Annotated in this window: 21 protein-coding genes; 13 read left to right on the plus strand and 8 right to left on the minus strand. The window is 64.6% G+C overall.

Annotated features, from left to right (window positions below):
* Positions 1-96: 96 nt before the first annotated feature.
* A complete protein-coding gene (locus AU465_RS28265; RefSeq protein ID WP_192255482.1) occupies positions 97-927 on the plus strand; it encodes a MurR/RpiR family transcriptional regulator in 831 nt (276 codons plus the stop codon).
* A gap of 23 nt (positions 928-950) precedes the next feature.
* Here AU465_RS28265 and AU465_RS28270 read toward each other — a convergent pair whose 3' ends face one another.
* Together AU465_RS28270 and AU465_RS28275 are read right to left on the minus strand one after the other, a co-directional pair.
* Positions 951-1988 (minus strand): zinc-binding dehydrogenase, encoded by a 1038-nt coding sequence (locus tag AU465_RS28270; protein ID WP_192255484.1) that lies wholly within the window; start codon positions 1986-1988, stop codon positions 951-953.
* Positions 1989-1993: 5 nt separating this feature from the next.
* Positions 1994-3235 (minus strand): acyl-CoA dehydrogenase family protein, encoded by a 1242-nt coding sequence (locus AU465_RS28275; protein ID WP_192255486.1) that lies wholly within the window; start codon positions 3233-3235, stop codon positions 1994-1996.
* A 120-nt stretch (positions 3236-3355) separates the two neighbouring features.
* Here AU465_RS28275 and AU465_RS28280 point away from each other — a divergent pair, with 120 nt between their 5' ends.
* The 6 genes from AU465_RS28280 (at position 3356) to AU465_RS28305 (ending at position 7705) form a co-directional block, all read left to right on the plus strand.
* On the plus strand, positions 3356-4171 hold the full coding sequence (locus AU465_RS28280) for an SDR family oxidoreductase (RefSeq protein WP_192255488.1): 816 nt from the start codon (positions 3356-3358) through the stop codon (positions 4169-4171).
* A gap of 34 nt (positions 4172-4205) precedes the next feature.
* Positions 4206-4691, plus strand: a complete 486-nt coding sequence (locus AU465_RS28285; RefSeq protein ID WP_312891328.1) for a MaoC family dehydratase — start codon at positions 4206-4208, stop codon at positions 4689-4691.
* On the plus strand, positions 4688-5725 hold the full coding sequence (locus AU465_RS28290) for a phosphotransferase family protein (RefSeq protein WP_192255491.1): 1038 nt from the start codon (positions 4688-4690) through the stop codon (positions 5723-5725). Before AU465_RS28285 ends, AU465_RS28290 begins: the two co-directional genes overlap by 4 nt.
* Positions 5726-5742: 17 nt before the next feature.
* The gene (locus tag AU465_RS28295; RefSeq protein WP_192255493.1) at positions 5743-6519 is read left to right on the plus strand and encodes an SDR family NAD(P)-dependent oxidoreductase; all 777 of its coding nucleotides are present in this window, start codon (positions 5743-5745) and stop codon (positions 6517-6519) included.
* Between the two features lie 135 nt (positions 6520-6654).
* A complete protein-coding gene (locus AU465_RS28300; protein ID WP_192255495.1) occupies positions 6655-7299 on the plus strand; it encodes a TetR/AcrR family transcriptional regulator in 645 nt (214 codons plus the stop codon).
* Positions 7300-7468: 169 nt separating this feature from the next.
* On the plus strand, positions 7469-7705 hold the full coding sequence (locus tag AU465_RS28305) for a DUF680 domain-containing protein (protein WP_192255497.1): 237 nt from the start codon (positions 7469-7471) through the stop codon (positions 7703-7705).
* A 104-nt stretch (positions 7706-7809) separates the two neighbouring features.
* Here the strand turns inward: AU465_RS28305 and AU465_RS28310 are convergent, their stop codons facing one another.
* From AU465_RS28310 to AU465_RS28335, 6 genes are all read right to left on the minus strand, one after another.
* Positions 7810-8034: a hypothetical protein gene (locus AU465_RS28310; RefSeq protein ID WP_192255499.1), complete on the minus strand. Its 225-nt coding sequence runs from the start codon at positions 8032-8034 to the stop codon at positions 7810-7812.
* Between the two features lie 84 nt (positions 8035-8118).
* Positions 8119-8697 (minus strand): sarcosine oxidase subunit gamma, encoded by a 579-nt coding sequence (locus AU465_RS28315; protein ID WP_192255501.1) that lies wholly within the window; start codon positions 8695-8697, stop codon positions 8119-8121.
* Positions 8690-11683, minus strand: coding sequence for a sarcosine oxidase subunit alpha (locus tag AU465_RS28320; RefSeq protein ID WP_192255503.1), 2994 nt, complete (start codon positions 11681-11683; stop codon positions 8690-8692). The genes AU465_RS28315 and AU465_RS28320 overlap by 8 nt, the downstream gene beginning before the upstream one ends.
* Positions 11680-11976 (minus strand): sarcosine oxidase subunit delta, encoded by a 297-nt coding sequence (locus AU465_RS28325; protein ID WP_192255505.1) that lies wholly within the window; start codon positions 11974-11976, stop codon positions 11680-11682. The genes AU465_RS28320 and AU465_RS28325 overlap by 4 nt, the downstream gene beginning before the upstream one ends.
* A gap of 11 nt (positions 11977-11987) precedes the next feature.
* Entirely contained in the window at positions 11988-12410 is a 423-nt protein-coding gene (locus AU465_RS28330) for a hypothetical protein (RefSeq protein WP_192255507.1), read from the minus strand.
* The gene (locus AU465_RS28335; protein WP_192255509.1) at positions 12410-13663 is read right to left on the minus strand and encodes a sarcosine oxidase subunit beta; all 1254 of its coding nucleotides are present in this window, start codon (positions 13661-13663) and stop codon (positions 12410-12412) included. The genes AU465_RS28330 and AU465_RS28335 overlap by 1 nt, the downstream gene beginning before the upstream one ends.
* 201 nt (positions 13664-13864) lie before the next feature.
* Here AU465_RS28335 and AU465_RS28340 point away from each other — a divergent pair, with 201 nt between their 5' ends.
* The 6 genes from AU465_RS28340 to AU465_RS28365 all read left to right on the plus strand — a co-directional run bounded on the left by AU465_RS28340 (position 13865) and on the right by AU465_RS28365 (position 17701).
* Positions 13865-14233 carry a YrdB family protein gene (locus AU465_RS28340; RefSeq protein WP_192255511.1) on the plus strand — a complete coding sequence of 123 codons (369 nt, stop codon included), beginning with the start codon at positions 13865-13867 and terminating at the stop codon, positions 14231-14233.
* 104 nt (positions 14234-14337) lie between these two features.
* Complete coding sequence (locus tag AU465_RS28345; RefSeq protein ID WP_192255513.1) at positions 14338-15096, plus strand: SDR family oxidoreductase; 759 nt, start codon at positions 14338-14340, stop codon at positions 15094-15096.
* Positions 15097-15206: 110 nt separating this feature from the next.
* The gene (locus AU465_RS28350) at positions 15207-15593 is read left to right on the plus strand and encodes an SET domain-containing protein (RefSeq protein ID WP_192255515.1); all 387 of its coding nucleotides are present in this window, start codon (positions 15207-15209) and stop codon (positions 15591-15593) included.
* 178 nt (positions 15594-15771) lie between these two features.
* Positions 15772-16035 (plus strand): 30S ribosomal protein S21, encoded by a 264-nt coding sequence (gene rpsU / locus AU465_RS28355; RefSeq protein ID WP_040969057.1) that lies wholly within the window; start codon positions 15772-15774, stop codon positions 16033-16035.
* A 135-nt stretch (positions 16036-16170) separates the two neighbouring features.
* Positions 16171-17022: a tetratricopeptide repeat protein gene (locus AU465_RS28360; protein WP_192255517.1), complete on the plus strand. Its 852-nt coding sequence runs from the start codon at positions 16171-16173 to the stop codon at positions 17020-17022.
* 205 nt (positions 17023-17227) lie between these two features.
* Positions 17228-17701 (plus strand): DUF992 domain-containing protein, encoded by a 474-nt coding sequence (locus AU465_RS28365; RefSeq protein ID WP_192255519.1) that lies wholly within the window; start codon positions 17228-17230, stop codon positions 17699-17701.
* Positions 17702-17901: the final 200 nt, after the last annotated feature.

Genomic DNA, 17901 nt, shown 5'->3' on the forward strand with positions numbered 1-17901 from the left:
TTGCGTCCCTGTGAATGATTTCATACACTTTACCCGGCTTTGTCAAACGCCGAATTCCGAAAACGGCGGCGACCGGGTCAAAGGGTGGGGAAAACCATGATCTCCAGCATCGCCGAACTGATCTCGGACCGCATCGGCACCATGCCGGCGGGCGAGCGCCGCGCCGCACAGACGCTGATTGCCAACTATCCGCTGACCGGGCTGAAGACGGTGGCCGAATTCTCGATCGCGGCGGGAGTTTCATCGCCGACGATCCTGCGTTTCGTCGCCAGGCTGGGTTTCCAGAACTATCCCGAATTCCAGTCGGCGTTGCAGGATGAACTGGCGGCGCAGTTACAGTCGCCGGCGTCGCGCACGCTCAACCCGGCATCGCCCGCCGGTGGCGGCGCGGTTTCGCCGATGCTGGAGGCGACGCTCGACAACATGCGCGAGACGTTCCGGCACCTCTCCGACAAGCAGCTGGCCGACATCGCCGCAAGACTTGCCGAGCGGCGCGGCAAGACCTTCCTGATCGGCGGCCGCTTCACCGACCCGCTGGCGCGCTACATGGCCGCCCATCTCGCCATCATCCAGCCGGATGTCTACCACCTCGCCGGCCAGGAGAGCATCTGGCGCGACCGGCTGATCGATATGGGCAAGCGCGACGTGCTGGTGATCTTCGACATCAGGCGCTACCAGGAAAGTCTGATCCGCTTCGCCGAGAAGGCGCACGAGCGCGGCGTGCAGATCGTGCTCTTCACCGACCAGTGGCTGTCACCCATCGCCCGCTTCGCCCGCCACGTGATCGCCGGCCGCACCGCAGTGCCTTCGGCCTGGGACTCATCCGCCGCCCTCTTCGTCGTTGCCGAAACGCTGATCGGCGCTGTCACCAGGCAACTCGAAGCTGCCGGCGCCAAGCGCATCCGCGACCTGGAGAGCCTGCGCTGAGTGGTCACCAATCTGAGTAGCCGCTACGGCTTGATGAACACCTTGCCATTCGGCTTGGCCAACTCGGCCGGCAGCCGCGCCATCGCCTCGTCCAGTGGCACCACCGCCGTCACATCGGTCGACCACCGCCCGTCGGAAAAGCGTTTTTGCGCTTCCAGCACCGCCGGGCCGAGCCGGTCGCGGAACCGCCGCATCCATTCGGCGAGCCAGAAGCCTTCGATGCGCTTGTGCTGGAAGATCAACTGGCCTGGCTCGCGTATCACCGTCGGCTCGGCATCGAGCCGGCCATAGACGATCCAGCGCGAACGCTTCGGCATGGCATTGAAGATAGCCGAGGCCAGCGGGCCGGTCACCGCGTCCAGGAAGATGCGCGGCTGCTCGGCTTTCATCACCTCGCGCAGCGCAGCCTCGAAATCCGCCGCCTTCTCGTTGAGCACATGAGCGGCGCCGATGCCTTTCAGCAACGGGATCTGCTCCTCGCGGCGCACGGTGACGATCGGCCGAAAACCTTCCTCCTTCGCGAGCCCGATGATCAGCTTGCAGAGCTGGCTGGCGCCGGCGGTCATGATGAACGCCTTCTCCCCTTCTCGGCTGACGATGTCGAACATGGCTAAAGCGGTCAGCGGATTGACGATCATCGCGGCGCCGTCCTCGTCGCGCACCGTGTCGAGCAGTGGGATGCAGGACGCCGCCTCCGCCACCGCATAGTCGGCCCACGAGCCCCAGTTCGACACCCCGGTGGCGAAAGCGACGCGCTTTCCCTCCAGGCTCCTTGCATAGGGATCGTTGCCCGTCGCGACGACGATGCCGACGCCTTCGAAACCTGCCGGCTGCCCCTTTACCCGCGGCTGGCCGTATTGGCCCTTGATGAAGGCGATATCGGAGGGGTTTATCGAGGCAAGGCTGACCTTAATCAGCGCCTGCGTCGGGCCGGGCGCGGGCACGGCGATATTGCCGGGCCGCAGATAAGGCTCCGTCGCCTCCAGCGCGCCGGCCGAAGGTGTTCTGGTGTAGCCGTCGCCGACAAGCAGCAAGGCCTTCATTTCCGATGGAAGCGCCATGGCGATCAGACCTTTTCCTGCGTGTATTTCCTGAGCTCGGTGCGGGCCACCTGCCGCCGATGCACGGCGTCCGGCCCGTCGGCCAGCCGCAGGGTTCTCAGATGCGTCCAAGAGCGGGCAAGCGGCGTGTCCTGGCTGATGCCCTGCGCGCCGAACATCTGCACCGCCTCATCGGTGACCTTGAGCGCGACGCGGGGTGCCACCACCTTGATCTGGCTGATCCAGGGCGCGGCGGCGCGCGCATCGCCCTGGTCGATCATCCATGCCGCCTTGAGGCACAAGAGCCTCGCCATCTCGATCTCCATCCGGCACTCGGCGATGATATCGAAATTGGCGCCGAGCTTGGCCAGCGACTGGCCGAAGGCCTCGCGCCGCACGGAACGCTGGCACAGCATCTCCAGCGCCATCTCGGCCTGGCCGATCGCGCGCATGCAGTGATGGATGCGACCCGGCCCCAGCCGCCCTTGCGCGATCTCGAACCCCCTGCCCTCGCCGAGGATCAGGTTCGCCGCCGGCACCCGCACATCCTCGAACCTCAGATGCATATGGCCGTGCGGCGCGTCGTCGTCGCCATAGACCTGCATTGGGCGCAACTTAGTGATGCCCTTGCTGTCGGAGGGCACCAGGATCATCGAATGCCGGCGATGCTGCGGCTCGTCGTCGGAGCCGGTCCTCACCATGACGATGTAGATCGCGCAGCGCGGATCGCCGGCGCCCGACGCCCACCATTTCTCGCCGTTGAGCACATAGTAGCCGCCGCGCCGCTCGCAGCGCATCGAAATATTGGTGGCGTCGGACGATGCGACGTCCGGCTCGGTCATCAGATAAGCCGAGCGAATCCTGCCGTCGAGCAACGGCTCCAGCCATTCTTGCTTATGGTCTTCCGAGCCGTAGCGCTCCAGCACTTCCATGTTGCCGGTGTCGGGCGCCGAGCAGTTGAAGGTCTCGGCGCCGAGATGCGCCTTGCCCATCTCCTCCGCCAGATAGGCGTATTCGACGGTCGACAAGCCATAGCCGCGCTTGGAATCGGTGAGCCAGAAATTCCACAACCCGCGTGCCCGCGCCGTCTTCTTCAACCCTTCGAGGATCTCGGTCTGCCTGGCCGTATAGGCCCAGCGGTCACCGTTCCGGCCAACCTCGGCCAGAAACTCCTCGCCGAGCGGCGCGATCTCGTCGCGCACCATCGCGGCCACGCGCTGATGGATCGGCTTCAGCCGCTCGGTCATGCCGAGATTCATGTCCGCCATCGGTTCTGGCCCTTTCACAGATGCATCTTTACCCGTGGCAAGGATGACCGTACTTCGGCTAGCCTTGTCAACGCGAGTCCTTCGGTTCCGGCCGGGACGAGGCACGTGGGAGGAATTGGGATGAGCTATTTGGACAGGCTGTTCTCGGTCGCCGGCAAGACCGCACTGGTGACCGGTGCCGCGACCGGCATCGGCCGCATGGTCGCGACCGGGCTGGTACGGGCCGGTGCCACCGTGATGATCGCCTCGCGCAAGGGCGAGGACTGCGTGCGCGTCGCCAGCGAGCTCAACGCGCTTGGCGGCTCAGGCCGCGCCGAGGGTTTTGACGGCGACGTGTCCAGCGAAGCGGGCATCGCTGGTTTGGTCGCCGAGGTGAAGGTGCGCACGGATCGGCTGCACATCCTGGTCAACAATGCCGGCATTTCCTGGGGCGCGCCGCTGGAGGAGTTTCCCTATCACGCCTGGGGCAAGGTGTTCGGCGTCAACGTCACCGCCGTCTTCCACCTGACGCGCGAGTTGCTGCCGCTGCTCGACGCCGCCGCAAGCGACGAGGACCCGGCCCGCGTGATCAATCTGGGCTCCGTGATGGGCACCCAGCCGCTGGCCGACGATGCCTATTCCTACACCGCCTCCAAAGCCGCGGTGCATCACCTGACGCGCACACTGGCGATCGAGTTCGCCGCCCGCCGCATTACCGTCAATGCCTTTGCCCCCGGCCCCTTCCAGAGCCGGATGACGGCCTTTGCCACCGCCACGGAGGAGCAGGCGAAACATGTCGGTAACCATGTTCCGCTCGGCCGCATCGGTGTGGCGGATGACATTGCCGGCGCAACGCTCTATTTGTGCAGCCGTGCCGGAAGCTATGTCACCGGCGCCATCCTGCCGATCGACGGCGGCCAGTCGGTGCAGCACGGGATGACATTGTTCAAGGAATAAAAGCGCTCGTTATCCGGGCGGGGGTGCGGAGGACATCAGCGTGGAACCGATCAGACTCGATACGCTTCTGGCCAGCGTCGGCAAGGAAGTCGGCGTGTCGCCCTGGCGCACGGTGACGCAGCGCATGATCGACCAGTTCGCCGACGCCACCGACGATCATCAGTTCATCCATTGCGATCCGGAGCGCGCCGCGCGTGAGACGCCGTTTGGCGGCACCATCGCGCATGGCTTCCTGTCGCTGTCGCTGCTGTCGGCCATGACCTTCGAGACCATGCCGCCGATCGAGAACACCAAGATGGGCGTCAACCATGGCTTCGACACGCTGCGCTTCCTGGCGCCGGTGAAGACGGGCTCGCGCATCCGCACGCACTTCGTGCTGGCCGACGTCAAGGTGCGGCCCTCAGGATGGGTGCAGACGGCGCATGACGTCACCATCGAGATCGAAGGATCGAAGAAGCCCGCGCTCACCGCGCGCTGGCTGACGCTGACGCTGATCGAGCGCCAGCCAGAGACCGCATGAGCGGCGACGCCAACGCTCTCAATCAAGCGGCGCTTGCGCCGTACCTCGAAGCGCATATCCCGGGCTTTGCCGGGCTTTCCGCGATCGAAAAATTCAAATCCGGACAGTCGAATCCGACCTATCTGCTCACCGCCGCCAGCGGCCGCTACGTGCTGCGCGCCAAGCCGCCTGGACAGCTGCTGAAATCGGCGCACCAGGTCGACCGTGAATTCCGGGTCATGCAGGCGCTTGCCGGCACCGCCGTGCCGGTGCCGCGCATGCTGCATCTCTCGGGCGAAGTAACGCCGATCGGCCGCATGTTCTATGTCATGGAGTTCCTCGACGGCCGCATCTTTTGGGACCCCTCATTGCCGGATGCATCCGGCAATGACGAGCGGGCCGCGATCTACGACGCCATGAACGCGACGCTCGCCGCCCTGCACGACGTCGATATCGAGGCCGTGGGCTTAAGCGATTTCGGCAAGCCGGGCAGCTATTTCGAGCGCCAGTTCGCCCGCTGGACCAGCCAGTATCGCGCCTCCGAAACCGAAAACATCGCCGACATGGACCGGCTGATTGCCTGGCTCGAGACCCATATGCCGGCCGCTGACGGCCGCGTCTCGCTGGTGCATGGCGATTACCGGCTGGACAACATGATCTTCGCCAAGGACGAGCCGAAGGTCATCGCCGTGCTCGACTGGGAGCTGTCGACGCTCGGCCATCCCTTTGCGGACCTCGCCTATCAATGCATGCAGTGGCGGCTGCCGCATGCTTCCGGCTTTCGCGGCCTCGGCGGCGTCGACCGCGCCACGCTCGGCCTGCCTTCCGAGGAGGCCTATGTCGCCGCCTATTGCCGCCGGCGCGGCATCGACGGCATCGGCGACTGGACCTTCTTCCTCGCCTTCTCCTTCTTCCGGCTGGCGGCGATCTGCCAGGGTGTCTACCGCCGCGCGCTGGACGGCAACGCCTCCAATCCGGAAAAGGCCAAGACCTATGGCGAGGCGGTGAAGCTGCTTGCCGCGCTGGCGGTCGACCTGATCGACAAGAAGATTTGACAACGGAGCGTTGAGCGATGGGCCGTTTCGATGGAGCGGCGGTGCTGATCACGGGGGCGACCGGCGGCCTCGGCAGCGGCACGGCCAAAGCCTTCGCCGCCGAGGGGGCGCGGCTGGTTCTTTCCGATCTCGACGAAGCAGCGCTCGGCGACTTCGCGGCGACACTCGACGCCGAGACCGGGCTCCTTGCCGGCAACATTGCCGACGAGAAGCTATCCGAGGATCTGGTGAAGCTTGCCGTCGAGAAGTTCGGACGGCTGGACATCGCCATCAACAATGCCGGGATCGTGCACGCCTTCGTGCGCCTGCCGCAAGTGACGTCGGAGGAAGCGCGCCGGGTGCTTGAGGTCGACCTGCTCGGCGTCTTCTACGCCATGAAGCACCAGATCCCGCAGATGGAGCGCCAGTTCAGGGAAACGGGCAGGGGCGGCGCCATCGTCAACATCGCCTCGGTCGCGGGTCTCTCCGGCGCGCCCAAGCTGTCGGTCTACGCCGCCGCCAAGCATGGCGTCGTCGGGCTGACGCGCTCGGCGGCGGTCGAATATGCAAGCAAGGGGATACGCATCAACGCGGTCTGCCCGGCTCATACGAGGACGGCGATGGTCGACGGCTTCGTGCGTTCCACCGGCGCGCCGGAAGCCGAAGCGCTTGCCGAGCTCACCCGCGGCGTGCCGATGAAACGGGTCGGAGAGGTCGACGAGATCGTGACCGGCGTCCTTTATCTCGCCGATCCCGCCAACTCCTTCATGACCGGCCATGCGCTCGCGCTCGATGGCGGCATCGGCGCCACCTGATTTCGGGAAAGGCGGTCTGGAATTGCGTTGGAACAAAGCGCTAGAGCGTACCTTGCCGAACCAGGCCGCTCCCTTGCCCGTTGCCGTACACTGTATATAATTTCGTCAGGCAACCAATCAAAAGGCAGGCGGACATTGGCGCTGAGCGTTCAGAAACGCCGCGAGAAACAGAAAGCCGAGCTTCGTTCCGAACTGGTCGATGCGGCCCACAAGCTCGTCCAAGAAGAGGGCTACGAAGGGCTTACCATCCGCAAGCTGGCCAAGCGGGTCGGCTACGCGCCGATGTCGGTCTATTCCTATTTCGCCGACAAGCAGGACATCCTGTTCGCGCTGGCTGAAGACGCCTTCGAGACGCTTGCCCGGCGCATCGAGGAGCATCCCGCCGATGACCCGATCGAAGCGCTGCGGGCGGTGATGACCGAATATGCCGCCTTCGGGCTCGGCAACCCCAATGAATATCGCACCGTGTTTATGACCGAGAAGACGCGGCTGCCGGAGGGCCGCAGCTACGAGGACATGGAAGAGGGCAACCCGGCGATGAAGGTGCTGATCAAAAGGGTCGAGGCCTGCGTGGCCGCCGGCAAGCTCAAGGGCGACCCGCGCGCCATCGCCACCATGCTGTGGACCGTCGGCCATGGCACGATCTCGTTGCTGATCACCTTCCCCTTCTATCCCTTCGGCGATCCCCAGGCTTATGTGAAGCGGATGTGCGACTTCATGCTGGTCTCCTTGTCGGCACAGGACATACCCCCTCTCACCGAAACACCCGTCAACTGCTGATCGGCCATCTTTGACCGTTTTGCCCATCCGATCGCTTGATCCGCGGCGGTGAATTCCTACGTTCAAGAAAATTTGTCGTACGCGTACAAATTCGCCCTTGCATTCACCTTCCGTTAACCGTATATGTACAGCATATCGTACATGTACGAAAATCGACTGGAGACGGAAGATGAAAAAGACAATCCTCGCACTCGCTGCCGTGCTGGCTTTCTCGGGCGCCGCTTTCGCTGGCGCGAGCCAGCCGGCCAAGCACGCCCCCGCGGCCTGCGCTCAGACCAACACCAATATGACGCTTGACTGCACTGCGACCGGTTCGGTCGAAAAGGCCGACGCCGTCAAGACCCAGACCACCAAGGGCCCGCGCCTCGGCATGGACGTCAACCCGTGGTTCGTGCCCGGTCTTTAAGCGCAGGCAGCTTCGCACAAAAACTAAACGAAAACGGGCGGCACTTGGCCGCCCTTTTTCGTTTCAGCTGTATTCGAAACGTCTGAAGCAATGTCGCAAGCCGCCTATTTCTTACGCGGCTTCTTTCCAGTCACGTTCTTCGCCCTCCCAGACTTTGCGGGAGCGCCAGAAATTGAGGTTCCGGTGATCGACACCGGATCGCTGGCCGGAAACGTGTCCTCGAGGCCTTCCTCGAGTTCCTCATCCTCGACCTCGTGATGCCGTTCCCGCTCCAGCGAACGGACAGCCGCGGTCTTCTTGGGCGACTTCGGCGCGGATCTGGACGGCATCGGCTTCTCCCTCGCTGGTCGCAAACAACGGGCCGGATTGGCGATGGTTCCCGCAGCGACCATTAGGGCAATCGGCCGCAAGCATCAGTTCGCCGCGTCGCTCGCTGCTTCCGACAGCAAAGTAAAGACATAGTCCGAGAAGGAACGCCAGCACTCCACCCGGAACGTGTCTTTCGCGGTACGCAGCAGCACGATCTCGGCCTTGCCCAGGATGGTGCGCGACGCCGCCCCGACCGGGAATGCTTCGAGCGACAGGTCCTGCGGGCAACCGGAATTGACCGTCACCTCAGCCGCAAGGCCGGCGACCGAGATCGCGACGTTGCGATGCGAGATGCCAACCGCCGAATGCAGCGCCGAGACCTTGGCGCAATCGGCCAGCGGATCGTTGCTGGCCTCGTCGATGACCAGCCACTCGTCCGGCCCGAGCCACAGCGCCGTGCGCCCGCCCTTCGCCTCCGAGGTCTTCGGCTTTGCCGGCAGCGTCACGCCGAGCGCCTTCGACAACGCGGCGACCGAAGCCTCCGGCGCGCGCAGCGAAATGCGCTCGGCCGGCGGCAGGATCTCGACCTTGACGCCCGGCGCCGATACCGCGCGGCCGCCAAGCGCGGGACGCCGCTCGACCGAGGCTTCAGCGGCTTTTGTCTTGACGGCAGCCTTAGCCATTGAGGCGTTCTCCCTTCTCGTCGACGAACACCATGCCGGTGACCTCCACCTCGATCGTGCCGCTGGGCATCGGCACGTAGAGCGTCTGGCCCATGCGGTCGCGGCCGCCGGCGACCATCGCCAGCGCGATCGAGCGCCCGCAATTCTCCGACCAATAGCTGGATGTGACGTGGCCGATCATCTTCATCGGGATCGCCTGCTTCGGATCCTCGACGATCTGCGCGCCCTCTTCCAGCACCACCTTCGGGTCCTTGGTCTTCAGACCGACGAGCTGCTTGCGGCCCTTGGCGACCAGGTCAGACCGGGCCATGCCGCGTATGCCGACGAAGTCGGTCTTCTTCTTGCCCACCGCCCAGTCGAGCCCGGCATCGTTCGGCGTGACCGTGCCGTCGGTGTCCTGGCCGACGATGATGTAGCCCTTCTCGGCGCGCAACACGTGCATGGACTCGGTGCCGTAAGCAGTGGCGCCATGCTTCTGGCCTTCGGCCCACAGCGCTTCCCAGACCGCTTCGCCATAATCGGCCGGCACATTGACCTCGAAGCCGCGCTCGCCGGTGAAGGACATCCGGAACAGCCTCGTCGGCACGCCGCAGATCTTGCCCTCGCGCACCGACATATGCGGCAGCGCCTCGTCCGACATGTCGATGCCTTCGACCAGCGGGGCGATGATCTCGCGCGATTTGGGCCCCTGCACCGCGATCACCGCCCATTGCTCGGTGATCGAAGTCAGCCAGACATTGAGATGCGGGAATTCGGTCTGAAGGTAATCCTCCATGTGATGCATGACGCGCGGCGCGCCGCCGGTGGTCGTCGTCACATGGAAGCGGTCCGGCGCCAGCCTGCCGACAACACCGTCGTCATAGATGAAGCCGTCCTCGCGCAGCATGATGCCGTAGCGGCAGCGGCCGGGCTCCAGCTTCTCCCACGGGTTGGTGTAGAGCAGTCCCATGAATTTCGCCGCGTCCGGCCCGACCACCTCGATCTTGCCGAGCGTCGAGGCGTCGAACAGCCCGGCCACTTTTCGCACCGTCACGCATTCGCGGTTGACGGCGGCGTGCATGTCCTCGCCGGCCCTGGGAAAGTACCAGGCGCGCTTCCACTGGCCGACATCCTCGAAGACCGCTCCGTGCGCGGCGGCCCAGGGATGGGTCGCGGTCCTGCGGGTCGGGTCGAACAAGGCACCGCGCGCATGGCCGACGATCGAGCCGAACGTCACCGGCGTATAGGGCGCGCGGAAGGTGGTGAGGCCGACCTGCGGGATCGGCTTGCCGAGCGTCTCGGCCGCGATCGCCAGGCCGTGCATGTTCGACGTCTTGCCCTGGTCGGTCGCCATGCCGTTGGTGGTGAAGCGCTTGACGTGCTCGATCGAATGCATGCCCTCGTGCACCGCCTGGCGGATGTCCTTGGCGGTGACGTCGTTCTGGAAATCGACGAAGGCCTTGACCGTGGTGTCCGGACCGGCACCGGGAGCGGCGCCAAGCATGCCGCGCGACCAGCTCTCGCTGGCATCGACCTTCGGCTTGGCGCTCTTGCCTGCCTTGCCGCCGGCTTCCTTTGCCGCCTTGGCGCCGGCCGCGTAGGCCTCATCGATCGTCGCGTCCAGCCCGTCGGTGCCGTTGCAGGCGCCGATCGAGACACAGTCCTGCGCGTAGGTTCCCGGCACGAAGCGCCGCGTCTCCTCGTTGAAGGCGACCTTGCCGCGCGACTGCGAGAACAGATGCACCGACGGCGTCCAGCCGGCCGACATCAGGATGGCGTCGACCGGGATGGTGCGCTCGCCGCCGCCATTCTTCGGCTGCACGGTCATAGACGACACGCGCAGCTTGCCGCCGGCGCGGATCACCGCGCGGCCGAAATTGATCTCGATGCCGAGGCCTCTCGCCTCGTCGATCGCCGGTCCGGTCGGGTTGTCGCGCAGGTCGACGATTGCTGCGACATTGACGCCCGCCTTCTTCAGGTCGATCGCCGCCGCGTAAGCCGAGTCGTTCGCTGTATAGACGCCGACATTCCTGCCGACCGCGACGCCATAGTGGTTGAGATAGGTGCGCGCGGCCGACGCCAGCATGATGCCCGGCCGGTCGTTGTCGGCGAACACCATGTGCCGCTCGATGGCGCCGGTCGCCAGCACGACTCGCCTGGCGCGGACCTGCCACAGGCGCTCGCGCGCCAGTTCCCGGCCAGGGCTCTTGAGATGGTCGCTGACCCGCTCGACAAGACTGACGAAATTCTGCGCGTAATAGCCAAAAGCAGTCGTGCGCGGCAGCAAGCGGACATTGTCCATGGCCTTGAGCTTCGCGATCGCACCTTGAGCCCAGGCAAAGCCGTTCTCGCCGTCGATTTTGGCGCCGCTCTCGAAGCGCAGGCTGCCGCCGAATTCGGCCTGCTCGTCGGCGAGGATCACCCGCACACCCGTTTCGGCGGCGGCAAGTGCTGCGGCAATGCCGGCGGCACCGCCGCCCAGCACCAGCACCTCGCAATGCGCATAGCGCGCGGCATAATGGTCGGGGTCCGGCCGGTCGGGAGAAACGCCGAGGCCGGCCGCCGCGCGGATCTTCGGCTCGTAGAGATTCTTCCAGGCCGACTTCGGCCACATGAAGGTCTTGTAGTAGAAGCCGGCCGAGAACATCGGCGAGGCAAGATCGTTGACCGCGCCGACGTCGAAGGCAAGCGAGGGCCAGCGGTTCTGTGAATGGGCCGTCAGCCCGTCATAGAGCTCCTGCACGGTCGCCCGCACATTCGGCGTCTTGCGCGCATCGTCGCGCACGATCTGCACCAGCGCGTTGGGCTCCTCCGCGCCGGCCGACAGGAAACCGCGCGGCCGGTGGTACTTGAAGGAACGGCCGACGAGGTGGACGCCGTTGGCGAGCAGCGCCGACGCGAGCGTATCGCCTTCGATGCCGGCATAGGACTTATCGTCGAAACTGAAGGAAGCCGTCTTCGCCTGGCTGAGGCGCCCGGCGCCGGGAATGCGGAACGCGGGGTTCATTTCGAGGCTCCAGGCAGCTTAGCGGGCTTCGGCTCGCCGGCCTTGTAGGTCATGACGAACTTGTCGGTGACGGTGTCGCGCACGGCGTTGAAGAAGCGCGCGCAGCCATGGATATGCCGCCAGCGCTCATAGATGACGCCCTTCGGGTTCGCGCGGATGAAGAAGAATTTCTCGAAGTCGTCGTCACTCTCGCCGGCAATGTTGGTCGGGCGCACGATATGCGCCTCGCCGGCATTGCGGAACTCGAGTTCCGGGCGCTCTTCCTCGCAATAGGGACAGCGGATGAGAAGCATCTAGGTTGATCCTACAATTCGCCATGGCCGACGCGGGCGCCGGCCGGTTGATCGCAAAGCCTCTGGCCGAGCGCCGCGAAGGGCGCGACGAGCCGCATGCGTTCCTCGACGCTGGCCGAGGGTTTCAACAGCGCCCGGTTCGCCATGTTGCCGAGCGTGAGCTGCATCGGGTCTGTGGTGACGATGACGCCGCGCGGATGGAAGGGCTCGCCTTCGCCCAGATCCTTCGGCCTGTTCTCGAAGAACATCACTACCTTGCGGCCGCCGCTCCAGACGCAGGCAAGCATGCCTTCACCGACCGAGAACGGCCAATCCGTCTCGTGGTCCGCCCGGCTGATCGCCTGGACCCGCACTTCGCGCGCCGAGGCCACGTGGAAAGGCCCCTGCTCGCCGGCGAGCACCAGCGGCATCGCGACAGCCATCTCGGCCATCATCAGTGCGCCACCGCCGCCGCCGCGGCCTCGTCGATGAGGCGGCCGGTGCGGAAGCGCTCAAGGGTGAAGGGCGCGTTGATCGGGTGCGGGTCGTCCCTGGCGATGGTGTGGGCAAAGACGTTGCCTGAGCCGGGTGTCGCCTTGAAGCCGCCGGTGCCCCAGCCGCAGTTGACATAGAGCCCCTTGACCGGCGTCTTCGCCAGGATCGGCGAGCGGTCCGGCGTCACGTCGACGATGCCGCCCCAGGAGCGCAGCATCTTCATGCGCGTGAAGATCGGGAACATCTCGCAGATTGCATCGAGCGTGTGCTGCAATATGTGTAGGCCGCCGGTCTGCGAATAGGACACATACTGGTCGGTGCCGGCGCCGATCACCAGCTCGCCCTTGTCGGATTGCGAGATATAGGCGTGCACGGTGTTCGACATCACCACGCAGGGCACCACCGGCTTGACCGGCTCCGACACCAGCGCCTGCAGCGGATAGCTTTCGAGCGGCATGCGCACGCCGGCCATGTTCATGATGACCGAGGAATGACCGGCCGCGACCACGCCGACCTTTTTTGCGCCGATGAAGCCGCGCGTCGTCTCGACGCCGGTGACGGCGCCGTTGGCCGCGCGCTTGACGCCGGTGACCTCGCAGTTCTGGATGATGTGGACGCCGCGCGCCGATGCGCCGCGCGCATAGCCCCAGGCGACCGCGTCGTGGCGCGCCGTGCCGCCGCGCCGCTGCAGCGCCGCGCCCATCACCGGATAGCGCGCCTCCCTTGCGATGTTGAGCGGCGGGCAGAATTCCTTCGCCTGTTCCGGCGTCAGCCATTCATTGTCGATGCCGTTGAGCCGGTTGGCATGGATATGGCGCTTGAATACCTGGACGTCGTGAACGTTGTGCGCGAGCATCATGACGCCGCGCGCCGAATACATGACGTTGTAGTTGAGCTCCTGGCTGAGCCCGTCCCACAGCTTCAATGCATGATCGTAGATGCCAGCGCTCTCGTCATAGAGATAGTTGGAGCGGATGATGGTGGTGTTGCGGCCAGTGTTGCCGCCGCCGAGCCAGCCCTTCTCCAGCACTGCGACATTGGTGATGCCGTGCTCACTCGCCAGATAATAGGCCGTCGCCAGGCCATGACCGCCGGCGCCGACGATGATGACGTCATATTCCTTCTTCGGCTCGGGCGAGGTCCACTGTTCTTCCCAGCCCTTGTGGCCGCGCATCGCCTCGCGGGCAATAGCGAATACTGAGTATTTTTTCACGTTGTAGCCTCGCGCCAAAAATCGCGGATGTCGTCCGTCCGTCACGCGAGGAGTATCACTAGCGAAACCGCGCCGCCATCCTTGCACTGTTTGCGACGGCGCTTGCCGTTTTGCGCCGTGCTGAAGAGGACGCATCCCGGCTGGTTGATGCGGCCGGCTTTGATCTCTATCGCTGACGTCCAGCAATTCGGAGGTACGACGTTGGGTAACGCCTGGTGGAATCTGACATTGCGCTTCTTGCTGGAGCTTGCCGCATTGCTCGGCCTCGCCATGGCCGGCTGGGGTCTTTCCGGCGAAGTCTGGCGCTGGGCCGCCGCGCCGGTCGTGCCACTTATCGCGGCGGCCCTGTGGGGAACCTTCGCGGTTCCAAACGATCCCAGCCGGTCGGGGCGTGCGCCGGTTCCGATCCCTGGCGTAGTGCGGCTGGTGCTGGAATTGGCGATCCTGTTCGGCGGCGCGCTCGGATTCTACGCGGCTGGATACAAGACCACGGCCATCATAGTCGCGCTCTTGGTCGCCGTGAGTTACGCCCTTTCACTCGATCGCCTGGGTTGGCTTGTGAAACAATAGCGATCCCTCAGCGCCATTGCAGGTATCGGGTGGCTCACGGCCGCCCGACCTGCGACCAAGCATCCGATCGCCAGTAAGGCTGGCACGAAGAAAAGGATGCAACAATGTTCGCTCTCACCTACAAAATCGCCATCGTCACTGGGGCCAGTTCCGGCATCGGCCGCGCCACGGCCAAGCTGTTCGCCGAGCAGGGCGCCCGCCTCGTCGTAGCGGCGCGCCGCCAAGCTGAACTCGACACGCTCGTAAACGAAATAGAGGAGGCGGGCGGTTCAGCCGCAGCCCTTGCCGGCGACGTCAGGGACGAGGCCCATGCGAGGGCCTTGGTCGAACTCGCTGTCAAAAGGTTCGGTGGCCTTGACATCGCCTTCAACAATGTCGGAGCTGTCGGTCAGATGGGGTCGATTTCCGACCTGTCGCTGGATGGATGGCGCGAGACGCTCGACACCAATCTCACCAGCGCGTTTCTCGGCGCGAAATACCAGGTGCCGGCGATGATCGAACGGGGTGGCGGTTCGCTGATCTTCACCTCCACCTTTGTCGGCCACACCGTCGGCATGCCCGGCATGACCAGCTACGCGGCGAGCAAAGCTGGCCTGATCGGATTGACGCAGGTGCTTGCCGCCGAATACGGCCCGAAAGCCATTCGCGTCAACGCGCTCCTGCCGGGCGGCACCGATACGCCGGCGGCGACGTTCAAGACGCCGGAATCGCGGACATTCGTCGAAAATCTGCATGCCTTGAAGCGTGTAGCCCAGCCGGAAGAGATCGCCCGTTCGGCGCTCTACCTTGCCTCCGACGCCTCGAGCTTCACCACCGGCACGGCGCTGTTTGCCGATGGCGGCGTATCGATCAACCGGACGTGAACGGATTGGCGGGCATCACGCTTTCGGTCCGTCGAAAATGTCGGGGAGCGGTCTTGCATTTCAGCGCAATTTGACGATTCCGTTTTCTCGTCAAAAGACGGACCGGAACGATGCTGCTGATCAAAACCTATATCGCCAAGAGCGCCATCGAGGGTGTCGGTGTTTTCGCCGCCGAGCCGATCAGGAAGGGCGCCTCGATCTGGCGGCTCGATCCCGATTTCGACCGGCTGATCCCGCTCGAGAAATACGAGGCGGCGCCGCCCCATTTGAGGGAATTGCTCGACCGTTACGCCTATCCGAGCCCGGACAAGCCGGGTTTCATGGTCTATGAGGTCGACAATGGCCGCTTCATGAACCATTCCGAGCGGCCGAACACGGATTTTTCGCAATATGGCGGCGCCACCGCCATTCGTGATATCGCCGCCGGCGAGGAAATCACCTGCGACTATAGCGAATTCTTTGAGGATTTCGCCCGCCTGCATCTGGCGACGGCCTAGGGTTCGGACCGGCAAGGCACGGCGCTCCGGCTTCTGATCGCGGTTTCCTGCAATCAACGGTGGACAGCCCGGCCTGATTCTGCTATCAGCCGCCACAATTCGCGGTGCAACCCGCCGCAGAGGCATAACGGCTATGGTCGTTTGCCTGTTGATTTCAAACTCGAAGACAGGATTGCACGTGCAGGTACTCGTTCGCGACAACAACGTTGATCAGGCGCTTCGCGCGCTGAAGAAGAAGATGCAGCGCGAAGGTATTTTCCGCGAAATGAAGATGCGCGGTCACTACGAGAAGCCCTCCGAGAAGCGTGCGCGCGAGAAGGCGGAAGCCGTGCGCCGCGCCCGCAAGCTGGCCCGCAAGCGCGCCCAGCGCGAGGGTCTGCTGCCGATGACCCCGCGCCCGGCTCCGGCTGGTGCTGCCGGCGCATCGCGTTCGCCGCGCTGATACGCCAATTTTTCGTCCTTTTCGAAGGATACCGAGGGTGGCGCGATGCGGAATCGCCGCCACCTTTTTGTTTATGCATTCGAGCCGGTTCGGAGAGGGAACGGACCTGACGGCGCGGCGCCAGTGAGGACTGAGATGAACGCAATTACCGTGGAGCGCAGAACCGCTTTTCGCGGCTTCGCCCTGACGGCGGCCCTGCTTTCGGGCCTGGCCCTTGCAGCATGCCAGACGACCCCGACGGGTGAGTTCAACAACATCGACAAGGCGCAAGGCTCGAGCGAGAACATCTCCTCGCTATCGGCGGTGATCCAGCGCAATCCGCAGGATCCCGAGGGCTACAATGTGCGCGGTTCGGCCTATGGCCGCGGCGGCCAGTACCAGGCGGCGCTGAAGGATTTCGACACCGCCATCCAGCTCAACCCGAACTTCTACCAGGCCTATTCGAACCGGGCGCTGATCCAGCGTTTCCTCGGCAACCAGCAGGCGGCGCTCGCCGACTACAACCGGTCGATCCAGATCAACGCCAACTACGACGCCGCCTACATCGGCCGCGGCAATCTCTACCGCAAGGCGGGCCGCACCCAGGACGCCTTCAACGATTTCCAGAAGGCGATCCAGCTCGATACGACCGATGCCCGCGCCTATCACAATCGCGGCCTGATCTACCAAAGCCAGGGCCAGCACAAATTCGCCATCGAGGACTTCTCGACCGCCATCTCGCTGGCGCCGGACGCCGCCGAGCCCTACAACGGCCGCGGCCTGTCCTATCTCGCCATGAACGATGAAGATAACGCCTTCGCCGACTTCAACATGGCCATCAAGCTCGATGGCAAGAACGCCGAGGCCTGGGCCAACCAGGCGCTGATCTACGAACGGCGCGGCGACAAGGTAAGGGCCGCCAAGTCCTACCGCGAGGCGATCCACCTCGACCCGAACTACCAGCCGGCCAAGGACGGCCTCTCCCGCACCTCCGCCGGCGCCAGCTGATCCGCCGCCGGCGCCAGCCGGCGCGCCGCGCGATGCTTTCGCTTGCGATCCGCTGAACTGCGTTGCCGCCCCGACACGCCGCTAGCGATCCGTTAACCGCCAACGGCAATGCGTCGACACTTGCCATGCTCGCGCCAAGTTTTCGGCGGAACGCTCCGCGCACCTCGGCCGTTAACCGGGGCCAATTTGCGAAAGGACCTTTCCAATGATCAAGACACTTGCCTGTGCAGCCGCGCTTTCAACCACGGTCCTCGCCTTTCCCGTCAGCGCCGGCACGCTTCGGCTCGGCACGCTCGATTGCACCATCGACGGTGGCGTCGGTTACGTCATCACCTCCAACAAGGGCGTTTCCTGCGTCTTCCGCCCCTACCATCACGGTCCGGCTGAGCTCTACACGGGCATGATCTCCAAGCTGGGCGTCGATGTCGGCCAGACGCATCAGGGCCAGCTTGTCTGGGCGGTGCTTGCCGCGACGCGCAGCCATGACGCGGGCGACCTCGCCGGCAGCTATTACGGCGTCAACGCCGAGGCGAGCGTCGTGACCGGCGGCGGCGCCAACCTCCTGGTTGGCGGCCTGAACGGCGCCTTCATGCTGGAGCCGCTGAGCGTCCAGGCGCAAACCGGCGTCAATCTGGCCGTCGCGGTGGCCTCGCTGGATCTCGTCCACTCCTACAAGTGAAGCTTCGGCTTCCAATCCGTTGCGCCACACTCGACCCGGAACAGCCGTTCCGGGTCGAGTGCTTTTTGGGGAACCGGATGCCCCCAGCGCAAATCTTACAGCGCGTCGCGCTGACGCGAATTCAGGCGACGCGCTTTAAGTCTTTGTTTTGATGCATGTCGTTCTCCCAAAGCCGCTGCGAACTTTTGGGCGACATGCAT

Origin of the sequence: Mesorhizobium silamurunense, assembly GCF_014843905.1 — a bacterium.
GTDB lineage: Bacteria > Pseudomonadota > Alphaproteobacteria > Rhizobiales > Rhizobiaceae > Mesorhizobium > Mesorhizobium silamurunense.

Excerpts from the sequence above, each read along its gene's own strand:
- AU465_RS28365 (WP_192255519.1), top strand. The coding sequence starts at position 17,228 with ATGATCAAGACACTTGCCTGTGCAGCCGCGCTTTCAACCACGGTCCTC.
- AU465_RS28270 (WP_192255484.1), bottom strand. The coding sequence starts at position 1,988 with ATGGCGCTTCCATCGGAAATGAAGGCCTTGCTGCTTGTCGGCGACGGC.
- AU465_RS28275 (WP_192255486.1), bottom strand. The coding sequence starts at position 3,235 with ATGGCGGACATGAATCTCGGCATGACCGAGCGGCTGAAGCCGATCCAT.
- AU465_RS28330 (WP_192255507.1), bottom strand. The coding sequence starts at position 12,410 with ATGATGGCCGAGATGGCTGTCGCGATGCCGCTGGTGCTCGCCGGCGAG.
- AU465_RS28320 (WP_192255503.1), bottom strand. The coding sequence starts at position 11,683 with ATGAACCCCGCGTTCCGCATTCCCGGCGCCGGGCGCCTCAGCCAGGCG.
- AU465_RS28350 (WP_192255515.1), top strand. The coding sequence starts at position 15,207 with ATGCTGCTGATCAAAACCTATATCGCCAAGAGCGCCATCGAGGGTGTC.
- AU465_RS28345 (WP_192255513.1), top strand. The coding sequence starts at position 14,338 with ATGTTCGCTCTCACCTACAAAATCGCCATCGTCACTGGGGCCAGTTCC.
- AU465_RS28360 (WP_192255517.1), top strand. The coding sequence starts at position 16,171 with ATGAACGCAATTACCGTGGAGCGCAGAACCGCTTTTCGCGGCTTCGCC.
- AU465_RS28295 (WP_192255493.1), top strand. The coding sequence starts at position 5,743 with ATGGGCCGTTTCGATGGAGCGGCGGTGCTGATCACGGGGGCGACCGGC.
- AU465_RS28315 (WP_192255501.1), bottom strand. The coding sequence starts at position 8,697 with ATGGCTAAGGCTGCCGTCAAGACAAAAGCCGCTGAAGCCTCGGTCGAG.
- AU465_RS28280 (WP_192255488.1), top strand. The coding sequence starts at position 3,356 with ATGAGCTATTTGGACAGGCTGTTCTCGGTCGCCGGCAAGACCGCACTG.
- AU465_RS28265 (WP_192255482.1), top strand. The coding sequence starts at position 97 with ATGATCTCCAGCATCGCCGAACTGATCTCGGACCGCATCGGCACCATG.
- AU465_RS28305 (WP_192255497.1), top strand. The coding sequence starts at position 7,469 with ATGAAAAAGACAATCCTCGCACTCGCTGCCGTGCTGGCTTTCTCGGGC.
- AU465_RS28290 (WP_192255491.1), top strand. The coding sequence starts at position 4,688 with ATGAGCGGCGACGCCAACGCTCTCAATCAAGCGGCGCTTGCGCCGTAC.
- AU465_RS28310 (WP_192255499.1), bottom strand. The coding sequence starts at position 8,034 with ATGCCGTCCAGATCCGCGCCGAAGTCGCCCAAGAAGACCGCGGCTGTC.
- AU465_RS28325 (WP_192255505.1), bottom strand. The coding sequence starts at position 11,976 with ATGCTTCTCATCCGCTGTCCCTATTGCGAGGAAGAGCGCCCGGAACTC.